Consider the following 17,298-nt stretch of genomic DNA (forward strand, 5'->3'; position numbering starts at 1 on the left):
GGCCGGTCACCGGCCGGCGCAAGGCACAGGCTGTAGCGAGGCCCTGGCCCCGGCGGGGGCGTCCTGACAACCGACCCGTTGCGTGCCTGTGGGGGCGCCGGCGTCAAGACAAGACCCGCCGCCGCTTCGCTAGAACCACGCCCGAATGCCGACGACCAGCCGGGTGTCTTCCGAGCTTCGCCCGTCAGCTTCCAGGAAGTCCGCCGTATTGCCGAAGCTCTTGGTCCATTCGACGCCGACATAGGGTGCGAATTCCTTGCGGAACTCGTAGCGCAAGCGGGCCCCGATCTGGAGCGTCGACAGGCCGGACCCGATCCGGAGTTCGGGGATGTCCTCCGCCGACAGCACCACCTCGGCCCGGGGCTGCACGATCCAGCGATTGGTGATCCGCTGATCATATTCGGCCTCCGCCCTCGCCGTCAGTTCGCCCTTGTTGGACAGGAAGGCCGCCGCATCGACCTCGAACCAGTAGGGCGCCAGACCCTGAATGCCGACGACCAGATCGGTCCGGTCGCCCTCGGGCCGGTAGGTCTGCCGCAGGCCGGTCTGGAAGTCGAAGAAGGGTCGGAACGCCCGGCTGTAGAGGGCCTGGATCTCGGCCTCCTCGACCTCGCCGTCAAAAGCGCCCTCCCCTTCCGACTTCCACCAGAACCGATTGATGTCGCCGCCGGTCCAGCCCTGGGCGTCCCAGGCGTAGCCTTCCTCGTCGTCGCCAAAGGTCGCTTCGAGCTGGTCGATGATGACCGCCGTCGTGCGGACGTTTCCGTGCTCGACCAACAGCTGGGCGCGGGCCGCCGCCATTTCGGCGGGGTCGAACAGCAGGTCGGCGGCATTGGCCGGCCCGCTTGCCGCGCCCGCCGGAGCGGGGGCTTCCGGTGGACGTCCGGGATTGTTCGCGCTGGTCGGGACGTCGGGCGGCATGGCCATTCCGGACATGTCGTGTCCGGCCGGCATCTGACCCATCGTCGACATGTCGTGCCCCGCCGGCATGGCCGGCGCGGGCGGGGTCTGACCCATGGTCGACATGTCATGGCCGGCATGCGGGGACGCGGCGGCCGGAGCCGGCTGGGTCTGGCCCATCGTCGACATGTTGTGTCCCGCCGGCATGGCTGGCGCGGGCTGGGTCTGACCCATGGTCGACATATCATGACCGGCATGCGGGGACGTGGCGGCCGGAGCCGGCTGAGTCTGGCCCATCGTCGACATGTCGTGCCCCGCGGGCATGGCTGGCGCAGGCTGGGTCTGACCCATGGCCGACATGTCATGGCCGGCATGCGGGGACGCGGCGGCCGGAGCCGGCTGGGTCTGGCCCATAGCCGACATGTCGTGCCCCGCCGGCATGGCCGGCGCGGGCTGGGTCTGACCCATGGTCGACATGTCATGACCGGCATGTCTAGACGCGGCGGCTGGAGCGGGCTGCGTCTGGGGCATCGTAGACATGTCGTGTCCCGCAGGCATGGCCGGCGCAGGCCGGGTCTGGCCCATGGTCGACATGTCGTGCCCCGCCGGCATCGCCCCAGCCTGCAGACGGACGGGCACCGCGCCCGTCGGGCACGTCGGCGCTCCGGCCGTCCCTATCCGGGATGCATCGGCGGTGGAGGAGCCGCGCGCGACGCAACCCTCCGGAAGCGTCTGGCGAACAGGCGCGGGCGTTGCATGCTCGGCGTGGCTCTGCGCCAGCGCAGGCGTTCCCGCCGCCGCGGAGGCCGCGGCGAGGATCAGGGGAAGGACGGCGACCGACGTCTTCACGATGCAGCTCCTTCCATCGGACGGACCGTGACCACATTGAACATCCCGGCATGCATGTGCAGCAATAGGTGACAGTGGAAGGCCCAGTCGCCGGGGTTGTCGGCGGTCAGGTCGAAACTGACCTTGCCGCCCGGCGGAACGTTGACAGTGTGTTTGAGCGGCTGGTGCCCGGCAGGGCCCCCGGTGACCAGTTCGAAGAAATGGCCGTGCAGATGGATCGGGTGCGCCATCATGGAATCGTTGACCAGGGTCACGCGCACCCGCTCGTCCCGCTCGAACCGGATCGGCTCGACCAGCTCGCTGAATTTTCGGCCGTCAAAGCCCCACATGAACCGCTCCATATTGCCGGTCAGATGGATTTCCATCGTCCGGGACGGGGGACGCTGATCCTTGTTGGGCTGGAGCGAGACGAGGTCGGTGTAGACGAGGACGCGATGCGGAACATCCTGAAGCCCGATCGGACGCTCGCCCATGCGGTTGGCCGGCGCCATCGCGATGGCATCGACGCCCACACCGACCGCCATGTCGGGCGGCGCATTCTCGGGATCGCGCATGTTCATTCCGGCCATGGAGCCGTGATCCATTCCAGGCATCGCCCCGGCAGGCTGGGCAGGCACGGCGCCGTGATCCATGCCCGCCATGGCTCCGCCGGAGGCTCCGGTCATGGCCCCGTGGTCCATCCCGGCCATGGCTCCGCCCGGCTGGGCTCCCATGGACCCGTGATCCATTCCGCCCATGCCGCCCATGTCCCCCATGCCCATGTCCTTCATGGTCAGGTTGGGAACCTCCCGCAGCGGCGGAACCTCGGCGGTCATTCCAAGACGCGGCGCCAGGGTCGCCCGCCCCATGCCCGATCGGTCGATGGCTTCGGAGACGATGGTGTAGGCGCGGTCCTCGGTCGGCTGGACGATGACGTCATAGGTCTCGGCCACAGAAATCTGGAACTCGTCGGTCTCGATCGGGCGCACATTCTCGCCGTCGGCCTGAACCACGGTCATCGGCAGTCCGGGAATTCGCACGTTGAAGATCGACATGGCCGAGGCGTTGATGATGCGCAACCGCACCCGCTCGCCGGGCCGGAACAGACCGGTCCAGTTCTCCCGCGGCCCGTGGCCGTTGATCAGATAGGTGTAGGTCGAGCCGTTGACGTCGAGGATGTCGCGCGGATCCATGCGCATCTCGCCCCACATCCGGCGCTCTTCCAGGCTCATCCGGTCGCTGCCGTCCAGCAGGCCGGCCAGGGTGGTGCGCTGGCGGTTGAAGTAACCGGGGCTCTTCTTGAGCTTGTCGAAGATTTCGTGCGGGTGCATGAAGCTCCAGTCCGACAGGACCAGCACATGTTCGCGGTCGTAGGCGACCGGGTCGGCGCCCGCCGGGTCGATGACGATGGGCCCGTAATGGCCGAGCGCCTCCTGCAGTCCTGAGTGGCTGTGGTACCAGAAGGTGCCGGACTGCCGGACCGGGAATTCGTAAACGAAGGTCTCGCGCGGGCGGATGCCGGGGAAGCTGACGCCCGGCACACCGTCCATCTGGAACGGCAGCAGGATGCCGTGCCAGTGGATGGATGTGTCCTCATCAAGCTGGTTCGTCACCGCGAGGCGGACGTTCTGGCCTTCGCGCAAACGGAGCACCGGCGCGGGAAGCACGCCGTTGATCGTTGTGGCCGTGGCGGTGCGCCCGTTCACGGTGAACGGCGACTGACCGATCGTCAGGTCGATGTTCGGGCCGGTGAGGGTCGGCAGGTCCGCCCGCAACCCCGGCGAACCTGTCTGGGCCCAGGCGGGCATCAAGCCCTGCAGGGCCGCGAGACCGCCTCCGGCGACAGCGCCGCGCAGCAGTAGTCGACGATCCAGCTTCATGGGATACTCCTGAAAGTCATGACCGCGCCTCCGTACGGCGACGATCTATAGGGATTTACGCAGGCGACGCGGTCGGCCCTCGCGACACGCTGCCGCAGAGCCGACCGCGCCGGCGGCCCTCGCGGCCGCCCGCCGAATTACCGCCGCGCCAGAAGAGCCTTCATCTGGGCGATCTCCTGTTCCTGGGAGCGGACGATTTCCTCGCACAGACCGAGCACTTCCGGATCCGTCAGCGAGGCTTGCTGGCACATCAGGATGGCGCCGGAGTGGTGCGGGATCATCGAACGCAGGAACTCCGTGTCTCCCACCGCCGCCTGGGTCCGCATACCCCAGAAGCTGACCGCAAACACCAGGGCGGCAGCCCCGCCGATCAGCAGATTCGTCCGTTTCGACGGATACATCGACCGCATGAACACCAGCATGAGGATCGCCATAGGCGAGACCATCATGAGGGTCATGTAGACGTTGTTGAGGTTGAAGTAGAAATGATTGAGGGACGCGATCATCGTGTACATCACGAGGTACATGATGATGAAATCCAGGACGAGCTCGATCGCGAACGACCGATAGCTCCCCTTCATGGCGTGCATGGTCTTCATGTTTTCCATCGATTGTTCTTCCTCTACTCGCAAATCTGCAACGGGACTTCTCGCCGACGCCGGATCATCCTGCGCTGGCGGGATGAGCCTCCAGCCAGGCGCGCAGCTCCGCGATGTCCGCGGTCTGCATCTCGATCGTCTTCTGCGCCATGCGCCGGATGTCGGCGTCCTGGCTTTCGCGCAGCACCACCTGGGCCATGTCGAGGGCGCCCTGGTGATGCGCGATCATCTTGCGAGCCCAGGTCTGGTCCGTGTCGACCCCGGTCGCGGCCATCATGGCCTCCATCATTTTCGCTTCGGCCGGCGCGAACGGCGGCTCACCGCCTCCGCCCGGCGCTGCCGCACCGGCTGCGGCCCCCACGTTTGTTTCGAGCCAACGCTGGAGCTCGGCGATGTCCCCGGTCTGCATCTCGACGGTCTTCTGCGCCATCCGGCGAATGTCGGCATCCCGCGTGTCGCGCAGCACGATCTGGGACATATCGAGGGCGCCTTGGTGATGGGGGATCATCTTGCGGGCCCATGCCTCTCCGGCGCTGGCTCCCGTCGCCGACCTCATGGCCTCGTGCATCCTCGCCTCGGCGGCGGAGAAGGGCGTCTGCGCCATCGCCATGGGCTCCGGAGTCTGCGCCGACTCGTCGGCCTTGGAGGCCGCCGGCGGCTCGGCGGCCGGGCTGCACGCCGCCACGAGGAGAGCGGAACAGCCGGCGAGCAGAACGGACGAGCGTGTGAAGGTCAGGTTGAACATCGGGTGTCTCCGGCGTGGGGCGGCGCCGGCGAATCGGCCGGCGGCTAGTTGAAGAGGGCGCCGGCGAGGCGGCGGCGGGACGCGGACTTGAACCGGGATCTCGGCGCCGTTGCGCAACCGGACATGAACGCCAGTTAAATCCGGGTCCTCCGACACGGTTCCGCCTTGATCAAATATACCCGAACGCTGTTGGATCAGGCGAGGGATCGGCTGCCGGAGTGCGTAATGGCGCAAACGCCGGTCGTCGCCTTCTCCTGGCCCCGGTCCCCCATGCCGCCCCCGTTAAAGTCTGACCGCACGAAGCCGCAGCGCATTGCCGATGACGCTCACGGAGGACAGGGCCATCGCCAACGCCGCCAGAGCCGGCGACAGCAGGAGGCCAAAGATCGGGTACAGCAGCCCCGCCGCGACCGGGATGCCCAGGGCGTTGTACCCGAAGGCGAAGACGAGATTCTGGCGAATGTTGCTCATCACCGCCTTCGACAGCTTGCGGGCCCGGACGATGCCCTGGAGGTCGCCCCCCAGCAGGGTGACGCCGGCGCTCTCGATCGCCACGTCGGAACCTGCGCCCATGGCCACACCAACATCGGCGGCGGCCAGGGCCGGGGCATCGTTGACCCCGTCGCCAGCCATGGCGACGATCCGGCCCTCGGCGCGCAGCCGCTCGACGACCGCCGCCTTGTCCTGCGGCAGGACCTCGGCCTGGACGTCGTCTATGCCGAGCCGGCGCGCCACCGCCTCGGCCGTGGTCCGGTTATCCCCGGTCATCATCACCAGGCGCAGGCCCGCGGCCTTCAGATCGCGAATGGCCCCGGCGGTCGTCGCCTTGACCGGGTCGGCGATGCCGAGGACGCCGGCCGCGGCCCCGTCCACGGCCACGAAGATCGCGGTGGCGCCGTCCTGGCGTAGCGCCTCGGCCTCGGCCTCGAGGGCGGCGACATCGACGCCGATCTCGCCGAGGTAGCGGCCGTTGCCGAGCGCCACGCGGCGGCCGTCGACCACCCCGGTGACGCCACGCCCGACCGGGCTGTCGAACTCCGAGGCCTCCGACAGCGCGAGCTTGCGATCCGTCGCGGCGCGGACGACGGCGTCGGCCAGCGGATGTTCGCTGGCCCGCTCCAGACTGGCGGAGAGTCTCAGAAGCTCGGTCTCGTCGAACCCGGGCGCGGGCCGGATCGCCGTGACCGACGGGCGCCCCTCGGTCAGGGTGCCGGTCTTGTCGAGCACCAGGGTGTCGACCTTTTCGAAACGCTCCAGCGCCTCGGCGTTCTTGATCAAGACCCCGGCGTGGGCGCCGCGCCCCACCCCGACCATGATGGAGATCGGCGTTGCCAGGCCCAGCGCGCAGGGACAGGCGATGATCAGCACCGAGACCGCGGCGACCAGCGCGTAGGACAGGCGCGGTTCGGGACCGACCAGGCCCCAGACGAGGGCGGCGAGAACCGCGATGCCGATCACTGCCGGCACGAACCAGCCGGACACCTTGTCGGCCAGCCGCTGGATCGGCGCGCGGCTGCGCTGGGCCTGGGCCACCATCTGGACGATCTGCGCCAGCAGGGTGTCGGCGCCGACCTTGTCAGCCCGCATCACGAACGAGCCGGTCTTGTTGAGCGAACCGGCGACGACCTTGTCCCCGACGCCCTTGGTCACCGGCATGGATTCACCCGTGACCAGGGACTCGTCGATGGTTACGCGACCGTCCAGAATCTCGCCATCGACCGCCACCTTCTCGCCGGGGCGGACGCGCAGCCGGTCTCCGACGGCGACCATGTCGAGCGTGACGTCCTCGTCGCCGCCGTCGTCACGGAGCCGCCGCGCGGTCTTGGGCGCCAAATCAAGCAGCGCCCGGATGGCGCCGGACGTCTGTTCGCGGGCGCGCAGCTCAAGAATCTGGCCCACCAGAACCAGGACGGTGATGATGGCCGCTGCCTCGAAATAGACCGGCGCGCTGCCGTCCATCCGGCGGACCGCCGCCGGGAACAGAGCCGGCGCCAGCACCGCGACCACGCTGTAGATCCAGGCCGCGCCGACGCCGATGGCGATCAGGGTGAACATGTTGAGGCTGCGGTTGCGGAGGGAAGCCCAGCCCCGCTGGAAGAACGGCCAGCCGGCCCACAGCACCACGGGCGTCGCCAGCGCGAACTGGATCCAGTTGGAGGTTTGGCCCGAAATCCGCATCGCCAGTCCGGTCAGATGGCCGCCCATCTCGAGCGCGAAGACGGGCAGGGTCAGGACCGCGGCAACCCAGAGGCGGCGGGTGAAGTCGATCAGTTCGTGATTGACCGGCGCCTCGGCGGTGACGGTCTCCGGCTCCAGCGCCATGCCGCAGATCGGGCAGGAGCCCGGGCCCTCCTGGCGCACCTCCGGATGCATCGGGCAGGTGTAGATGGCGCCCGGGATGACAGGCGCCGGTTGCCGGGCCTCGCCGAGATAGCGGTCCGGATCGGCGATGAATTTGGTCCGGCAGCCCGCCGAACAGAAGAAATAGTCCTTATCGTCGTGGGCCGCCCGATGCGCTGTGGTCGCCGGATCGACGGTCATGCCGCAGACCGGATCGACCGCCTTCGCGCCGCTGTCCGCCGATTTGGCCGAACAGCAGCTGTGGTCGGGCGGATGCGAAGGGGAGGGCATGGACATGGCGGGCTCCTTGAAACAGCTGGACGCCATATATACCCTAAGGGGGTATCGCGCAAGGCGCTGTCCTGGGGTATGGTCGAACGGTCAGAGCGAGGAATTGGATGCAGACGGAAACAAAACCCAAGGTGTTGAACCGCCTGAACCGGATCGAGGGCCAGGTGCGCGGCATCGCCCGGATGGTCGAGGAGGACCGCTACTGCGTGGAGGTCCTCACCCAGCTCCAGGCCGTACGGGCGGCCCTGCTGCGCGTCGAGAGCGAGGTGCTCAGAGACCACCTTGACCACTGCGTCATGGGGGCGATGACCGGCGACGATCTCTCCGATCGCAAGGCCAAGGCCACAGAACTGATCGACCTTCTCGGACGCGCCTCGCGGTAGCGCAGGACATTTCCCTAGACATCCCGTCGGATTGGTTCGGCGAGCGTCTTAAAATATCCTCTCGGGTAGTCGGGCCGACCGCCGATCTGGCCTGCCCGGGGCGTGTGGACCCCGGACCGGAAACTTGCCCAAGAGATGATCCCACAGGCTGGTGAACAGGCCGAAAAACCCACGGAAAATCACGGGAGCGTAGCAAAGACGTGGAGCCTGCATCTGCGCCTAGGCCAGGACCTTGAGGCGCCGACCGCCCAGGCTCCCGGGCGACGGCTCCGGGCGCCGGGTCCTCAGACGGCTTGAGGAGCGCCCCTTCAAGGCGTGCATCCAGCTTACATACCTTGACGCCGAGCTGTTCTTTGAAGCCCGCCACGATGCGGTCCGGCTGGGCCTCAGGGCTCGACAGGGCCGTCGGAGAGGGCGGAATGACGAGGCGAGGGCCGGCCGATCAGCGCCAGAAGGCCCGATGACGATCGCCTGACGGCTCAGGGCGGACGGTCGTCCAGAACCACGCGGACCGAGCCCGCGCGAGCCACGGTCAGCTGGATTGCGACATGGGTGGGCGACGTGGTCTTCGTGCGCGCCCGCATAGACGGCCCATCCATCGCCCATGGAGAAAACCGCGCTCGATGAGATCCAGGCCATCGTTCACCACGGCCCGCGCTGAACTGTGGGCTGAGCCGGTGGCACGCGTCATCCCGCCTTCCGATGAAACCTGCAAGCCGACCGCCATGAGCCCGCGAGCGGCGCAGGATCAGATCATGGCCTTTTCTCCAGCGCGGCAGGCCTGACCCCCGGATGCGAGAGGATGAGGGATGGCGGCGACCGATGCGTAGACCAATTAAGCGGTCCGTCCTGTGCCGCCCGCCGTGGGGGCCATCGTTCATGACGTCCGTTTCTCCGACTCACGAAGGCTACCCGGCTGATCTGAGGGCCCTGACCAGCCTGCGGGCCTTCCTGGCCATGGGCGTGGTGCTGTTCCACTACCAGCTTCAGTGGGATCCGGCCCTGGGCTACAGCCCGATCATCGAGCGAAGCCGGCTGGGGGTCGACGCCTTCTTCATGCTGTCGGGCTTCATTCTGGCCCACGTCTACGGCCCCGCTTTCGCCGCAGGAACGTTCAGCTACAGGCGCTTCCTCGTGGCCCGCTTGGCTCGGCTCTATCCCCTCCATCTGGCGATTTTAGGCGGTGTTCTGATCATGGTGCTCGGAGCTTCAATCTCTGGCGTTCCGTTCGATCTCTCGACCTACACGACAGAGGGCTTCTTCAAGACCCTGTTCCTGGTACAGGCGTGGTTTCCAAGCGAAATCGGATACAATTGGAGCGGCCCGTCCTGGTCGCTCTCGGCGGAATGGTTCGCCTATCTGCTGTTCCCGGCCTACGCCCTTCTCTCGATCCGGATGAGACATCGTCCTTGGTTCCTGCTCGGCTTGGGCATCGTCAGCTATGTTGTCATCGACGCGGCCTACGTCTCAACCTTCGGCAAGGTTCTGCCTCGGGCCGAGGACGACATGGGCATCTTGCGCATAGCGCCGGCCTTTCTGATCGGCATGGCGCTCTACGGCTTGGGCCATCGCTGGCGCTGGAGCCGGCCCGTCGCCATCGCCGCCGCCCTGGCTGCTACCCTCGTGTTGCTCGGCGCTATGCAGCTGTCGTTGGACGACCGGATCATCGTCGCCCTCTCAGCCCCCGTTATCCTGACCTGGTCCCTGCTCGCACGCGCGGACTGCGAGGGGCCTCTCGCCGCCCCTGCGCTGGTTTTCGCCGGTGAAGCCTCCTTCGCCCTCTATCTCGTGCACATGCCCGTCCTCGTCGCCTTCAAGGGCGTGGTCGCCGAACTGCGCGGCATCGACAGCGCCTTCCGCATCACGCCAGTCGAACTGGCAGGGTTGTTCGTCGTCACGGCGCTGATCGCGGCGGCCCTGCATCTGCTCGTTGAGAAACCTGGGCGAACCTGGATCCGACGCCGGTTCGAAAGCCGGCGAGCCCGGCCCGCAGCGCCGGCCTGACCCCGGGCCACGAGACGTGGGTACTGCCTCGGCGTCGGTCAATCCCGACCGGTCGGCGCCGCACTGGCGCCGCAGCGACCCGCAGCCCACCAAGAAAACATTTTGAGAATGATAGTGAGTCACTCCCATGCCGCCCCTTACCACGACTGGCGGATCGATCAATGTTCGCATCGTCGCAGCCGTCAACGGAGCTCCCGACCTCCGCCATCACGTATCCACCTGAAGGACGAATCCTAGCCATATCGTGATGCGGCAACCTCGACCGTTGCCATTGGGATCGGGTCGCACTATGGCGGATGAAGGAGCCGTTCAATCTTGTCTCGCCTGTTTCGCACCATTTGCGTCAGCCTGTGCGCCGCCCTCGTGGCGACGTTGAGCCTGCATGGGGTTCAGGAAGGGCGGCACCAGATTGCCCATGCGTCGGATTGGCCGGCAGTCGCGATCGGCCACGGTGATCACGCAGAGATCGCGGACGTCGATCATGGCTCGCTGCACGTCCATATCGCCCCCGACGCGCCGGCCGAGGATCCACTGGATCAAGCCGAAGACGGCGAAGACGAGGGCGAGGCCGGGCGTCCAGCAAGCCATCACCACCATACGAGCGGCGACAGCCACACCGCCATCCCGATCCTCAACCGCGATCTGAGCCCCCTCGTCGCCATGAACGCCGTGCTGATCCAGCCGGCGGGCGATGGCGCACGTCCGGCCCACGACGGCGACGGGCCTGAATACCCTCCCAGACGGACGCGCACGATCATCTGATCCGACGCGGCCAATCGGTCGCGCGTGCACCCCCGTTTCCCGGAGAGAATCCCTTGAAGACCCCATCGTCCGGCATTGCCGGGCCGTGGGCGCGACTGACGGCCGTGTCGGCCCTCGCGCTCATTCTGGCGGCCTCGCTGCCGCCGACCCTTGCTGTCGCACAGGATGCGGCGGCCACGTCCACCGCGCCTGTACTGTCGCTGGACGAGGCGCTGCGTCGAGCCGCCCTGGTCGATCCCTCACTGGCACCGACCCAGGCCCGGCGACAGGCGTCGCGGGCAGCCGTGCGTCAGGCGGACGTTCGTCCCAACCCCACGCTTGGGGTGATGGTCGAGAACTTTCCGACCATCGGCGGAGGCGACCTGTTCCGTCGGACCGAGACCACGCTCACAGTCGAGCAACGGTTCGAGCGGGGCGGTGACAGGTCCGCCCGTGTCTCTCTCGCCGAAGCCGAAGGGCTGCTGGTCGACGCCACCGCGCGCATTCGCCAGTTGGACCGGCTCGAACAGGTGCAGCGCGCCTGGGCGGAAGCTCTGGCGGCTCAGGCCGAGTTGGAGATCGCCCGCGAGCGCCTTGACCTCGCCGAACGGTTCCAGACCGAGGTCGGTCGCCGCGTGGACATGGCGCGCGATCCTCTGTTCGCCGGGGCGCGCGCCGAGGCCGAACTGGCTCAGGCCCAGATCGACTTCGATCAGGCCGGGATTACCGTCCGGGTCGCCAACATTTCGCTGGCCCGGTTCTGGGATGGGTCATCGGACTTCACCCTTGGCGCCGAGACCTTCGCCGACACCCGGTCGGCGCTCGACGTCACGGATGGGGTCGCCCAGGCGGACCTGGACATCTTCGTCGCACAGCGCGACATCGCCGTCGCCCGGGTGGCGGTGGAGACGGCCCGCGCCCGGTCGGACGCCACGGTCAGCGCCGGCGTCCGTCACTTCGGGGACGGCAACGACCTCGGCTTTGTCGTCGGCGCGTCGATTCCCCTTGGTCGCTACGACCAGAACCTCGGGGCCATCGACCGCGCCCGAGCGGAGGGGCTGGCCGCCGAGGGTGATCTCGCCGCCGCCCGCATCGACCGTGAACGTGAGATCGCGCGCCTGCAGGTTCAGGTCATGGCCCGAGCCAGCGAAGCTCGCAGGATCGGGCAGGAAACCCTTCCCCAGGCCGAGCGCGCCGTCGTTCTGGTGCGCGACGGCTTCAACAGGGGCGGCTTCACCTACAACGACGTCATCTCCGCCCAGACCGCCCTGCTGCAGACCCGCGCCCGCCGCGTCGCGGTGCTCAAGCAATTCCATATCGATCGCGCCCGCCTCGACAGACTGACCGGCGCGCACGGCGCCCTGATCCTCGCCCTGGAGACTCAACCATGATCCGCCTGACACCTTCGCGGCGCTGGCTCGTTGCGTCCGCGATCGTCCTCGCCTTCGCCGCCGCCGCTTGCGGAGACAAGCCCGCCGAAAAGGCAGGCGAAAACGGCGAGGCTGCCGCCGCCGACTATGAGCGTGGCCCTCACCGAGGCCGGATGCTCCGCGACGGAGACTTCGCCCTTGAGATCACCATCTTCGAGGAAGGACCAGAGCCCCTGTTCCGGCTCTATCCCTATCTGAAGGACAAGCCGCTCGATCCACGTCAGGTCCAGGCGACCATGGCCCTGACCCGTCTCGGGCCGAAGGTCGATCGGTTCACCTTCATCCCGACCGAGGACTATCTCGCCAGCCCCGGTGTCGTCTCCGAGCCGCACTCCTTCGACGTGGCGGTCGCGGCGACCCAGAACGGCAAGCGATCGACCTGGGCCTACCAGTCCTATGAGGGTCGCACCGTCATCTCAGCCGACGCCGCCCGCGCCGGTGGCGTCACCACGCAGCGCGCCGGTTCCGCAGTCCTGGGCGAGTCTCTGCCGTTGAGCGGTCGGGTCGAGATCACGCCTGAGGGCCAGAGCGATGTCTTCGCCCGCTATCCGGGTCGGGTGATGGCGTTGAACGTCGAACTGGGCCAGCGCGTATCGCGAGGCCAGGTTGTGGCGCGGGTCGAGTCCAGCGAGAGCCTCCAGACCTATTCCGTCACCGCGCCGATCTCCGGCGTCATCATGGCCAAGAACGTCAACGCCGGGGCCATCACCGGCGCGGGCGGCGAGCCGATGCTGGTGATCGGCGACCCAACCCGCCTCCATGCCGAGTTCGCCCTCTATCCGCGCGATGCAGAACGTGTCCGCCGGGGCCAGCGGGTCGAGGTCACCAGTCTGGCAGGTGACCACCGTTTCAATGGCGTCATCGAAACCATCCTGCCCGGCTCTGATCCGATGAGCCAGACCCTGATCGCCCATGTCGAACTGGCCTATCAGGGCGGCGTCTGGCGGCCGGGCCTGGGAGTACAGGGCACCGTTCAGGTCGGTGAGGGTGCAGTGCCTCTCGCCGTCCAGACCAAGGCCATCCAGCCGTTCCGCGATTTCCAGGTCGTCTACGCCAAGGTCGGCAACACCTATGAGGTGCGGATGCTCGAACTGGGCCGAAGGACCGACGAGTGGACCGAGGTGCTTGGCGGGCTCGAACCCCGAACCGAATACGTCGTGGACGGCGCCTTCCTCATTCGCGCGGACATCGAAAAGTCCGGCGCGAGCCATGATCACTAGGGGGCGCGAGAACCATGCTTGCACGCATCATCGCCCTGTCGATCCGCTTCCGATGGGCGGTCATGGGGCTCGTCCTCCTGGCCTGCGCCATCGGCGTCTGGAGCTTCCAGCGCCTGCCGATCGACGCCACTCCGGACATCACCAACGTCCAGATTCAGATCAACACCGAAGCCCCCGGCTATTCGCCGCTGGAGGCCGAACAGCGCATCACCTTCCCCGTCGAGACCGCCGTCGCAGGCGTTCCGGGCCTTCAATACACCCGCTCGGTTTCGCGATACGGGTTGAGCCAGGTGACCGTCATCTTCGACGACGGCACCGACATCTATTTCGCACGCCAACTGGTGAATGAGCGCCTCCAAAGCGCCCTCGGTCAGCTTCCCCCCGGCGTCACCCCTGAACTTGGCCCTATCGCCACCGGCCTCGGGGAGATCTTCATGTATACGGTCGAGGCCGAGCCGGGTGCACGACGTCCCGACGGCCAGCCCTATACGACCGAAGACCTGCGCACGCTTCAGGACTGGGTCATCCGGCCCCAGCTTCGCAACACGCGCGGTGTCACCGAGGTCAACACCGTCGGCGGCTACGAGCGTCAGTATCACGTCACACCCGATCCGCAGCGGCTGGCGGCCTACGGGGTGACCATGGCCGAGGTGGTCGAAGCGCTGGACAACAACAACGCCAACGTCGGCGCGGGCTATGTCGAGCGCTTCGGCGAACAGTATCTGATCCGGGTGCCGGGGCAGGCTTCGACGAGTGAAGACCTGGGCAACATCGTGATCGCCACGCGTGGGGGCGTTCCGATCCGCATCCTGGACGTCGCCGACATCGGAATGGGCCAGGAACTTCGCACCGGCGCCGCGACCGAGAACGGCAAGGAGACGGTCCTTGCGACGGTTCTCATGCTGGCTGGCGAGAACAGCCGTATCGTCGCCCAGGCCGCCGCCGCCAGCCTGCAGGAAGCCGCCAAGGCCCTGCCGCCCGGTGTCGTCGCCACGCCGGTCTACGACCGCACCGAACTGGTGGAACGCGCCATCCACACCGTCGAAAAGAACCTCGTCGAGGGCGCCCTGCTGGTCATCGTCGTGCTGTTCCTGCTGCTCGGCAACATCCGCGCGGCCCTGATCACGGCGGCGGTCATTCCCGTCACCATGCTGATGACCATCACCGGCATGGTGCGGACCGGAACCTCCGGCAATCTGATGAGCCTCGGCGCGCTCGACTTCGGCCTGATCGTGGACGGCGCCGTCATCATCGTCGAGAACTGCCTCAGGCGCTACGGCGAGGCCCAGCATCGCCTGGGTCGTATCCTGACCCGCGAGGAACGGTTCGATCTGGCGGCGACCGCCTCCAGCGAGGTAATCCGGCCCTCGCTATTCGGGGTCATGATCATCACCCTGGTCTATGTCCCCATCTTCGCCCTGACCGGGGTGGAGGGGAAGACCTTCCACCCGATGGCGATCACCGTCGTCATCGCCCTGACGGCAGCGCTCCTGCTGTCCCTGACCTTCGTACCCGCCGCCGTCGCCATGTTCGTCACCGGCAAGGTCGAGGAGAAGGACAGCTTCCTGATGCGCTGGGCCCGGGTGGGTTATCAGCCGGCGCTCGACTTCGCGCTCAGGACCCGCAGCCTGATGATCGGCATTGCGGTCGTGCTGGTGCTGCTCGCCGGGTTCGGGGCGTCGCGGATGGGCTCGGAGTTCGTGCCCAATCTCGACGAAGGCGACATCGCCATGCACGCCCTGCGCATCCCGGGCACCAGCCTGACCCAGGCCGTGCAGATGCAGACTGCGTTGGAAGCCCGCATCGCCCGCTTCCCCGAGGTGGAGCGGGTCGTGGCCAAGATCGGCACCGCCGAGGTCGCCACCGATCCGGTGCCGCCCTCGGTCGCCGACACCTTCATCATGCTGAAGGACAGGAAGGATTGGCCGAACCCTCGCAAGTCTCGCGGCGACCTCGTCGCCGAGATGGAAGAGGCCGTGAATGAGATTCCCGGCAGCAAATACGAGTTCACCCAGCCGATCCAGATGCGGTTCAACGAACTGCTGAGCGGGGTGCGGGCCGACGTCGCCATCAAGGTCTATGGCGACGATCTCGACGAACTGCTGCGCCTCGGCGCCGAGATCGAAGCCATCGTGGCCTCGGTGGACGGGGCCGCCGATCCCCAGACCGAACAGATCACCGGCCTGCCGGTGCTCCAGATCACACCCAACCGACCCGCCATGGCGCGCCTTGGCCTGAGCATCGAAGACGTCCAGTCGGTTATCTCCACCTCGATGGGCGGCACGACCGCCGGGCAAATCTTCGAGGGTGACCGTCGTTTCGACGTCGTTGTCCGCCTGCCCGAGCGTCTGCGCGCCGACACCAACGCCATCGGTCGTCTCCAGGTCCCGCTCCCGGCGGGCGAAGGACAGCCGCGTCAGTTCGTGCCCCTGAATGAGGTCGCCACGATCGAACTCACAAAGGGTCCGAACCAGATCAGCCGAGAGAACGGCAAACGCCGCATCGTGACCACGGCCAATGTCCGCGACCGCGACCTGGGTTCGTTCATCCGCGAGGTTCAGGACCGGGTCGATGCTGAGGTCGCCATACCGGCCGGCTATTGGGTCACCTATGGCGGAACGTTCGAGCAGTTGATCTCGGCCGCCAAACGATTGCAACTCGTGGTTCCCGCGGTGTTGCTGCTGATCTTCGGCCTGCTGTTCGCCTTGTTCCGCTCGGTCAAGGACTCGGCCATCGTTTTCTCCGGCGTGCCTCTGGCCCTGACCGGAGGGGTGGCCGCCCTGATGCTGCGTGGGCTGCCTCTGTCGATCTCGGCGGGGGTCGGATTCATCGCCCTGTCCGGGGTCGCCGTGCTCAACGGTGTCGTCATGGTCACCTTCATCCGCAGCCTGATCGCCGAAGGGAAGCCTCTTGGCGAGGCAATCCGGGAGGGGGCGCTGACCCGTCTTCGCCCGGTGCTGATGACGGCGCTCGTCGCCAGCCTCGGCTTCGTGCCCATGGCCTTGAACGTCGGAGCCGGCGCCGAGGTCCAGCGCCCGCTGGCCACGGTCGTCATCGGCGGGATCATCTCCTCGACCCTGCTGACCCTGCTCGTGCTCCCCGCCCTCTACAGCCTCGTCCACGGCCGCCCGTCTTCGCCGAACGGCGTCAGACGGTCGTGGCGTGAGCGGCTTCCCTTCGCATACTCCCGGAGGACTTCATGAACCCGCGTCTCCAGCGCGCGACCGCCTGGTTGCGAACGCCCATCGGCCTGCTGAGCGCAGGCCTGTTGGTGCTCTTCCTCAACGGCCTGTTCACCGCCACCCTGGCGCACGGGGTGGCGGCAGGGGACAAGGGCTACATCCAGGAGACGTCCGGCATCGTCTTCTGGCCCTTCGTCTATCTGGGGGCCAAGCACATGGTCACCGGTTACGACCATCTGCTGTTCCTGTTCGGGGTGATCTTCTACCTCTACCGCCTCAAGGATATCAGCCTCTACGTCACCATGTTCGCCGTCGGGCATTCGACGACCCTGCTGCTGGGCGTGATGCTGAACGTCAACGTCTCCAGTTATCTGATCGACGCCATCATCGGCCTGTCCGTCGTCTACAAGGCGCTCGACAACATGGGGGCCTACCGACGCTGGTTCGGTGTCCAGCCGGACGCCAGGGCCGCGACCCTGGCGTTCGGTCTGTTCCACGGCCTGGGTCTGGCGACCAAACTGCAGGACTTCCAGCTGTCTTCAGACGGCCTCTTGGTCAACCTGATCGCCTTCAACATCGGCGTGGAGATCGGCCAGCTTCTGGCGCTCGGAGCCATCCTGATCGCCATGGGATTCTGGCGCCGGACCGCCAGCTTCGGGCGCCACGCCTATCTGGCCAACGTCATCCTCATGATCCTCGGTTTCATCCTGACGGGCTATCAGCTCGTCGGCTTCTTCGTCGCCTGACGGGAGACC

The 17,298-nt window shown here is 67.1% G+C and carries 12 protein-coding genes; 7 read left to right on the forward strand and 5 right to left on the reverse strand.

The window, feature by feature from the left end; translation table 11 throughout:
- Positions 1 to 129 precede the first annotated feature (129 nt).
- From GYM46_RS09045 to GYM46_RS09065, 5 genes are all read right to left on the reverse strand, one after another.
- On the reverse strand, positions 130 to 1,749 hold the full coding sequence (locus GYM46_RS09045; RefSeq protein WP_244304229.1) for a copper resistance protein B: 1,620 nt from the start codon (positions 1,747 to 1,749) through the stop codon (positions 130 to 132).
- Entirely contained in the window at positions 1,746 to 3,608 is a 1,863-nt protein-coding gene (locus tag GYM46_RS09050) for a copper resistance system multicopper oxidase (RefSeq protein WP_035308097.1), read from the reverse strand. The genes GYM46_RS09045 and GYM46_RS09050 overlap by 4 nt, the downstream gene beginning before the upstream one ends.
- Before the next feature lie 137 nt (positions 3,609 to 3,745).
- Positions 3,746 to 4,216: a DUF305 domain-containing protein gene (locus GYM46_RS09055; protein WP_035308099.1), complete on the reverse strand. Its 471-nt coding sequence runs from the start codon at positions 4,214 to 4,216 to the stop codon at positions 3,746 to 3,748.
- Positions 4,217 to 4,271: 55 nt separating this feature from the next.
- Complete coding sequence (locus GYM46_RS09060; RefSeq protein WP_052004990.1) at positions 4,272 to 4,952, reverse strand: DUF305 domain-containing protein; 681 nt, start codon at positions 4,950 to 4,952, stop codon at positions 4,272 to 4,274.
- Positions 4,953 to 5,234: 282 nt separating this feature from the next.
- Positions 5,235 to 7,583, reverse strand: coding sequence for a heavy metal translocating P-type ATPase (locus GYM46_RS09065; RefSeq protein WP_088582918.1), 2,349 nt, complete (start codon positions 7,581 to 7,583; stop codon positions 5,235 to 5,237).
- 107 nt (positions 7,584 to 7,690) lie between these two features.
- Between GYM46_RS09065 and GYM46_RS09070 the strand changes: the two genes are divergently transcribed.
- From GYM46_RS09070 to GYM46_RS09100, 7 genes are all read left to right on the forward strand, one after another.
- Positions 7,691 to 7,966: a metal-sensitive transcriptional regulator gene (locus GYM46_RS09070; protein ID WP_088582502.1), complete on the forward strand. Its 276-nt coding sequence runs from the start codon at positions 7,691 to 7,693 to the stop codon at positions 7,964 to 7,966.
- An 879-nt stretch (positions 7,967 to 8,845) separates the two neighbouring features.
- Positions 8,846 to 9,970: an acyltransferase family protein gene (locus tag GYM46_RS09075; protein WP_088582501.1), complete on the forward strand. Its 1,125-nt coding sequence runs from the start codon at positions 8,846 to 8,848 to the stop codon at positions 9,968 to 9,970.
- 315 nt (positions 9,971 to 10,285) lie between these two features.
- Positions 10,286 to 10,732, forward strand: a complete 447-nt coding sequence (locus GYM46_RS09080; protein ID WP_088582500.1) for a hypothetical protein — start codon at positions 10,286 to 10,288, stop codon at positions 10,730 to 10,732.
- Positions 10,733 to 10,785: 53 nt separating this feature from the next.
- Complete coding sequence (locus GYM46_RS09085) at positions 10,786 to 12,102, forward strand: TolC family protein (RefSeq protein WP_052004992.1); 1,317 nt, start codon at positions 10,786 to 10,788, stop codon at positions 12,100 to 12,102.
- Entirely contained in the window at positions 12,099 to 13,361 is a 1,263-nt protein-coding gene (locus GYM46_RS09090) for an efflux RND transporter periplasmic adaptor subunit (RefSeq protein WP_035308110.1), read from the forward strand. Before GYM46_RS09085 ends, GYM46_RS09090 begins: the two co-directional genes overlap by 4 nt.
- 14 nt (positions 13,362 to 13,375) lie before the next feature.
- Complete coding sequence (locus GYM46_RS09095; RefSeq protein WP_035308111.1) at positions 13,376 to 16,564, forward strand: efflux RND transporter permease subunit; 3,189 nt, start codon at positions 13,376 to 13,378, stop codon at positions 16,562 to 16,564.
- Positions 16,561 to 17,289 carry a HupE/UreJ family protein gene (locus GYM46_RS09100; protein WP_035308114.1) on the forward strand — a complete coding sequence of 243 codons (729 nt, stop codon included), beginning with the start codon at positions 16,561 to 16,563 and terminating at the stop codon, positions 17,287 to 17,289. The genes GYM46_RS09095 and GYM46_RS09100 overlap by 4 nt, the downstream gene beginning before the upstream one ends.
- Positions 17,290 to 17,298 lie beyond the last annotated feature (9 nt).

The organism is Brevundimonas mediterranea (genome assembly GCF_011064825.1).
GTDB lineage: Bacteria > Pseudomonadota > Alphaproteobacteria > Caulobacterales > Caulobacteraceae > Brevundimonas > Brevundimonas mediterranea_A.

Excerpts from the sequence above, each read along its gene's own strand:
- GYM46_RS09050 (WP_035308097.1), bottom strand. The coding sequence starts at position 3,608 with ATGAAGCTGGATCGTCGACTACTGCTGCGCGGCGCTGTCGCCGGAGGC.
- GYM46_RS09055 (WP_035308099.1), bottom strand. The coding sequence starts at position 4,216 with ATGGAAAACATGAAGACCATGCACGCCATGAAGGGGAGCTATCGGTCG.
- GYM46_RS09060 (WP_052004990.1), bottom strand. The coding sequence starts at position 4,952 with ATGTTCAACCTGACCTTCACACGCTCGTCCGTTCTGCTCGCCGGCTGT.
- GYM46_RS09065 (WP_088582918.1), bottom strand. The coding sequence starts at position 7,583 with ATGCCCTCCCCTTCGCATCCGCCCGACCACAGCTGCTGTTCGGCCAAA.
- GYM46_RS09070 (WP_088582502.1), top strand. The coding sequence starts at position 7,691 with ATGCAGACGGAAACAAAACCCAAGGTGTTGAACCGCCTGAACCGGATC.
- GYM46_RS09075 (WP_088582501.1), top strand. The coding sequence starts at position 8,846 with ATGACGTCCGTTTCTCCGACTCACGAAGGCTACCCGGCTGATCTGAGG.
- GYM46_RS09090 (WP_035308110.1), top strand. The coding sequence starts at position 12,099 with ATGATCCGCCTGACACCTTCGCGGCGCTGGCTCGTTGCGTCCGCGATC.
- GYM46_RS09095 (WP_035308111.1), top strand. The coding sequence starts at position 13,376 with ATGCTTGCACGCATCATCGCCCTGTCGATCCGCTTCCGATGGGCGGTC.
- GYM46_RS09100 (WP_035308114.1), top strand. The coding sequence starts at position 16,561 with ATGAACCCGCGTCTCCAGCGCGCGACCGCCTGGTTGCGAACGCCCATC.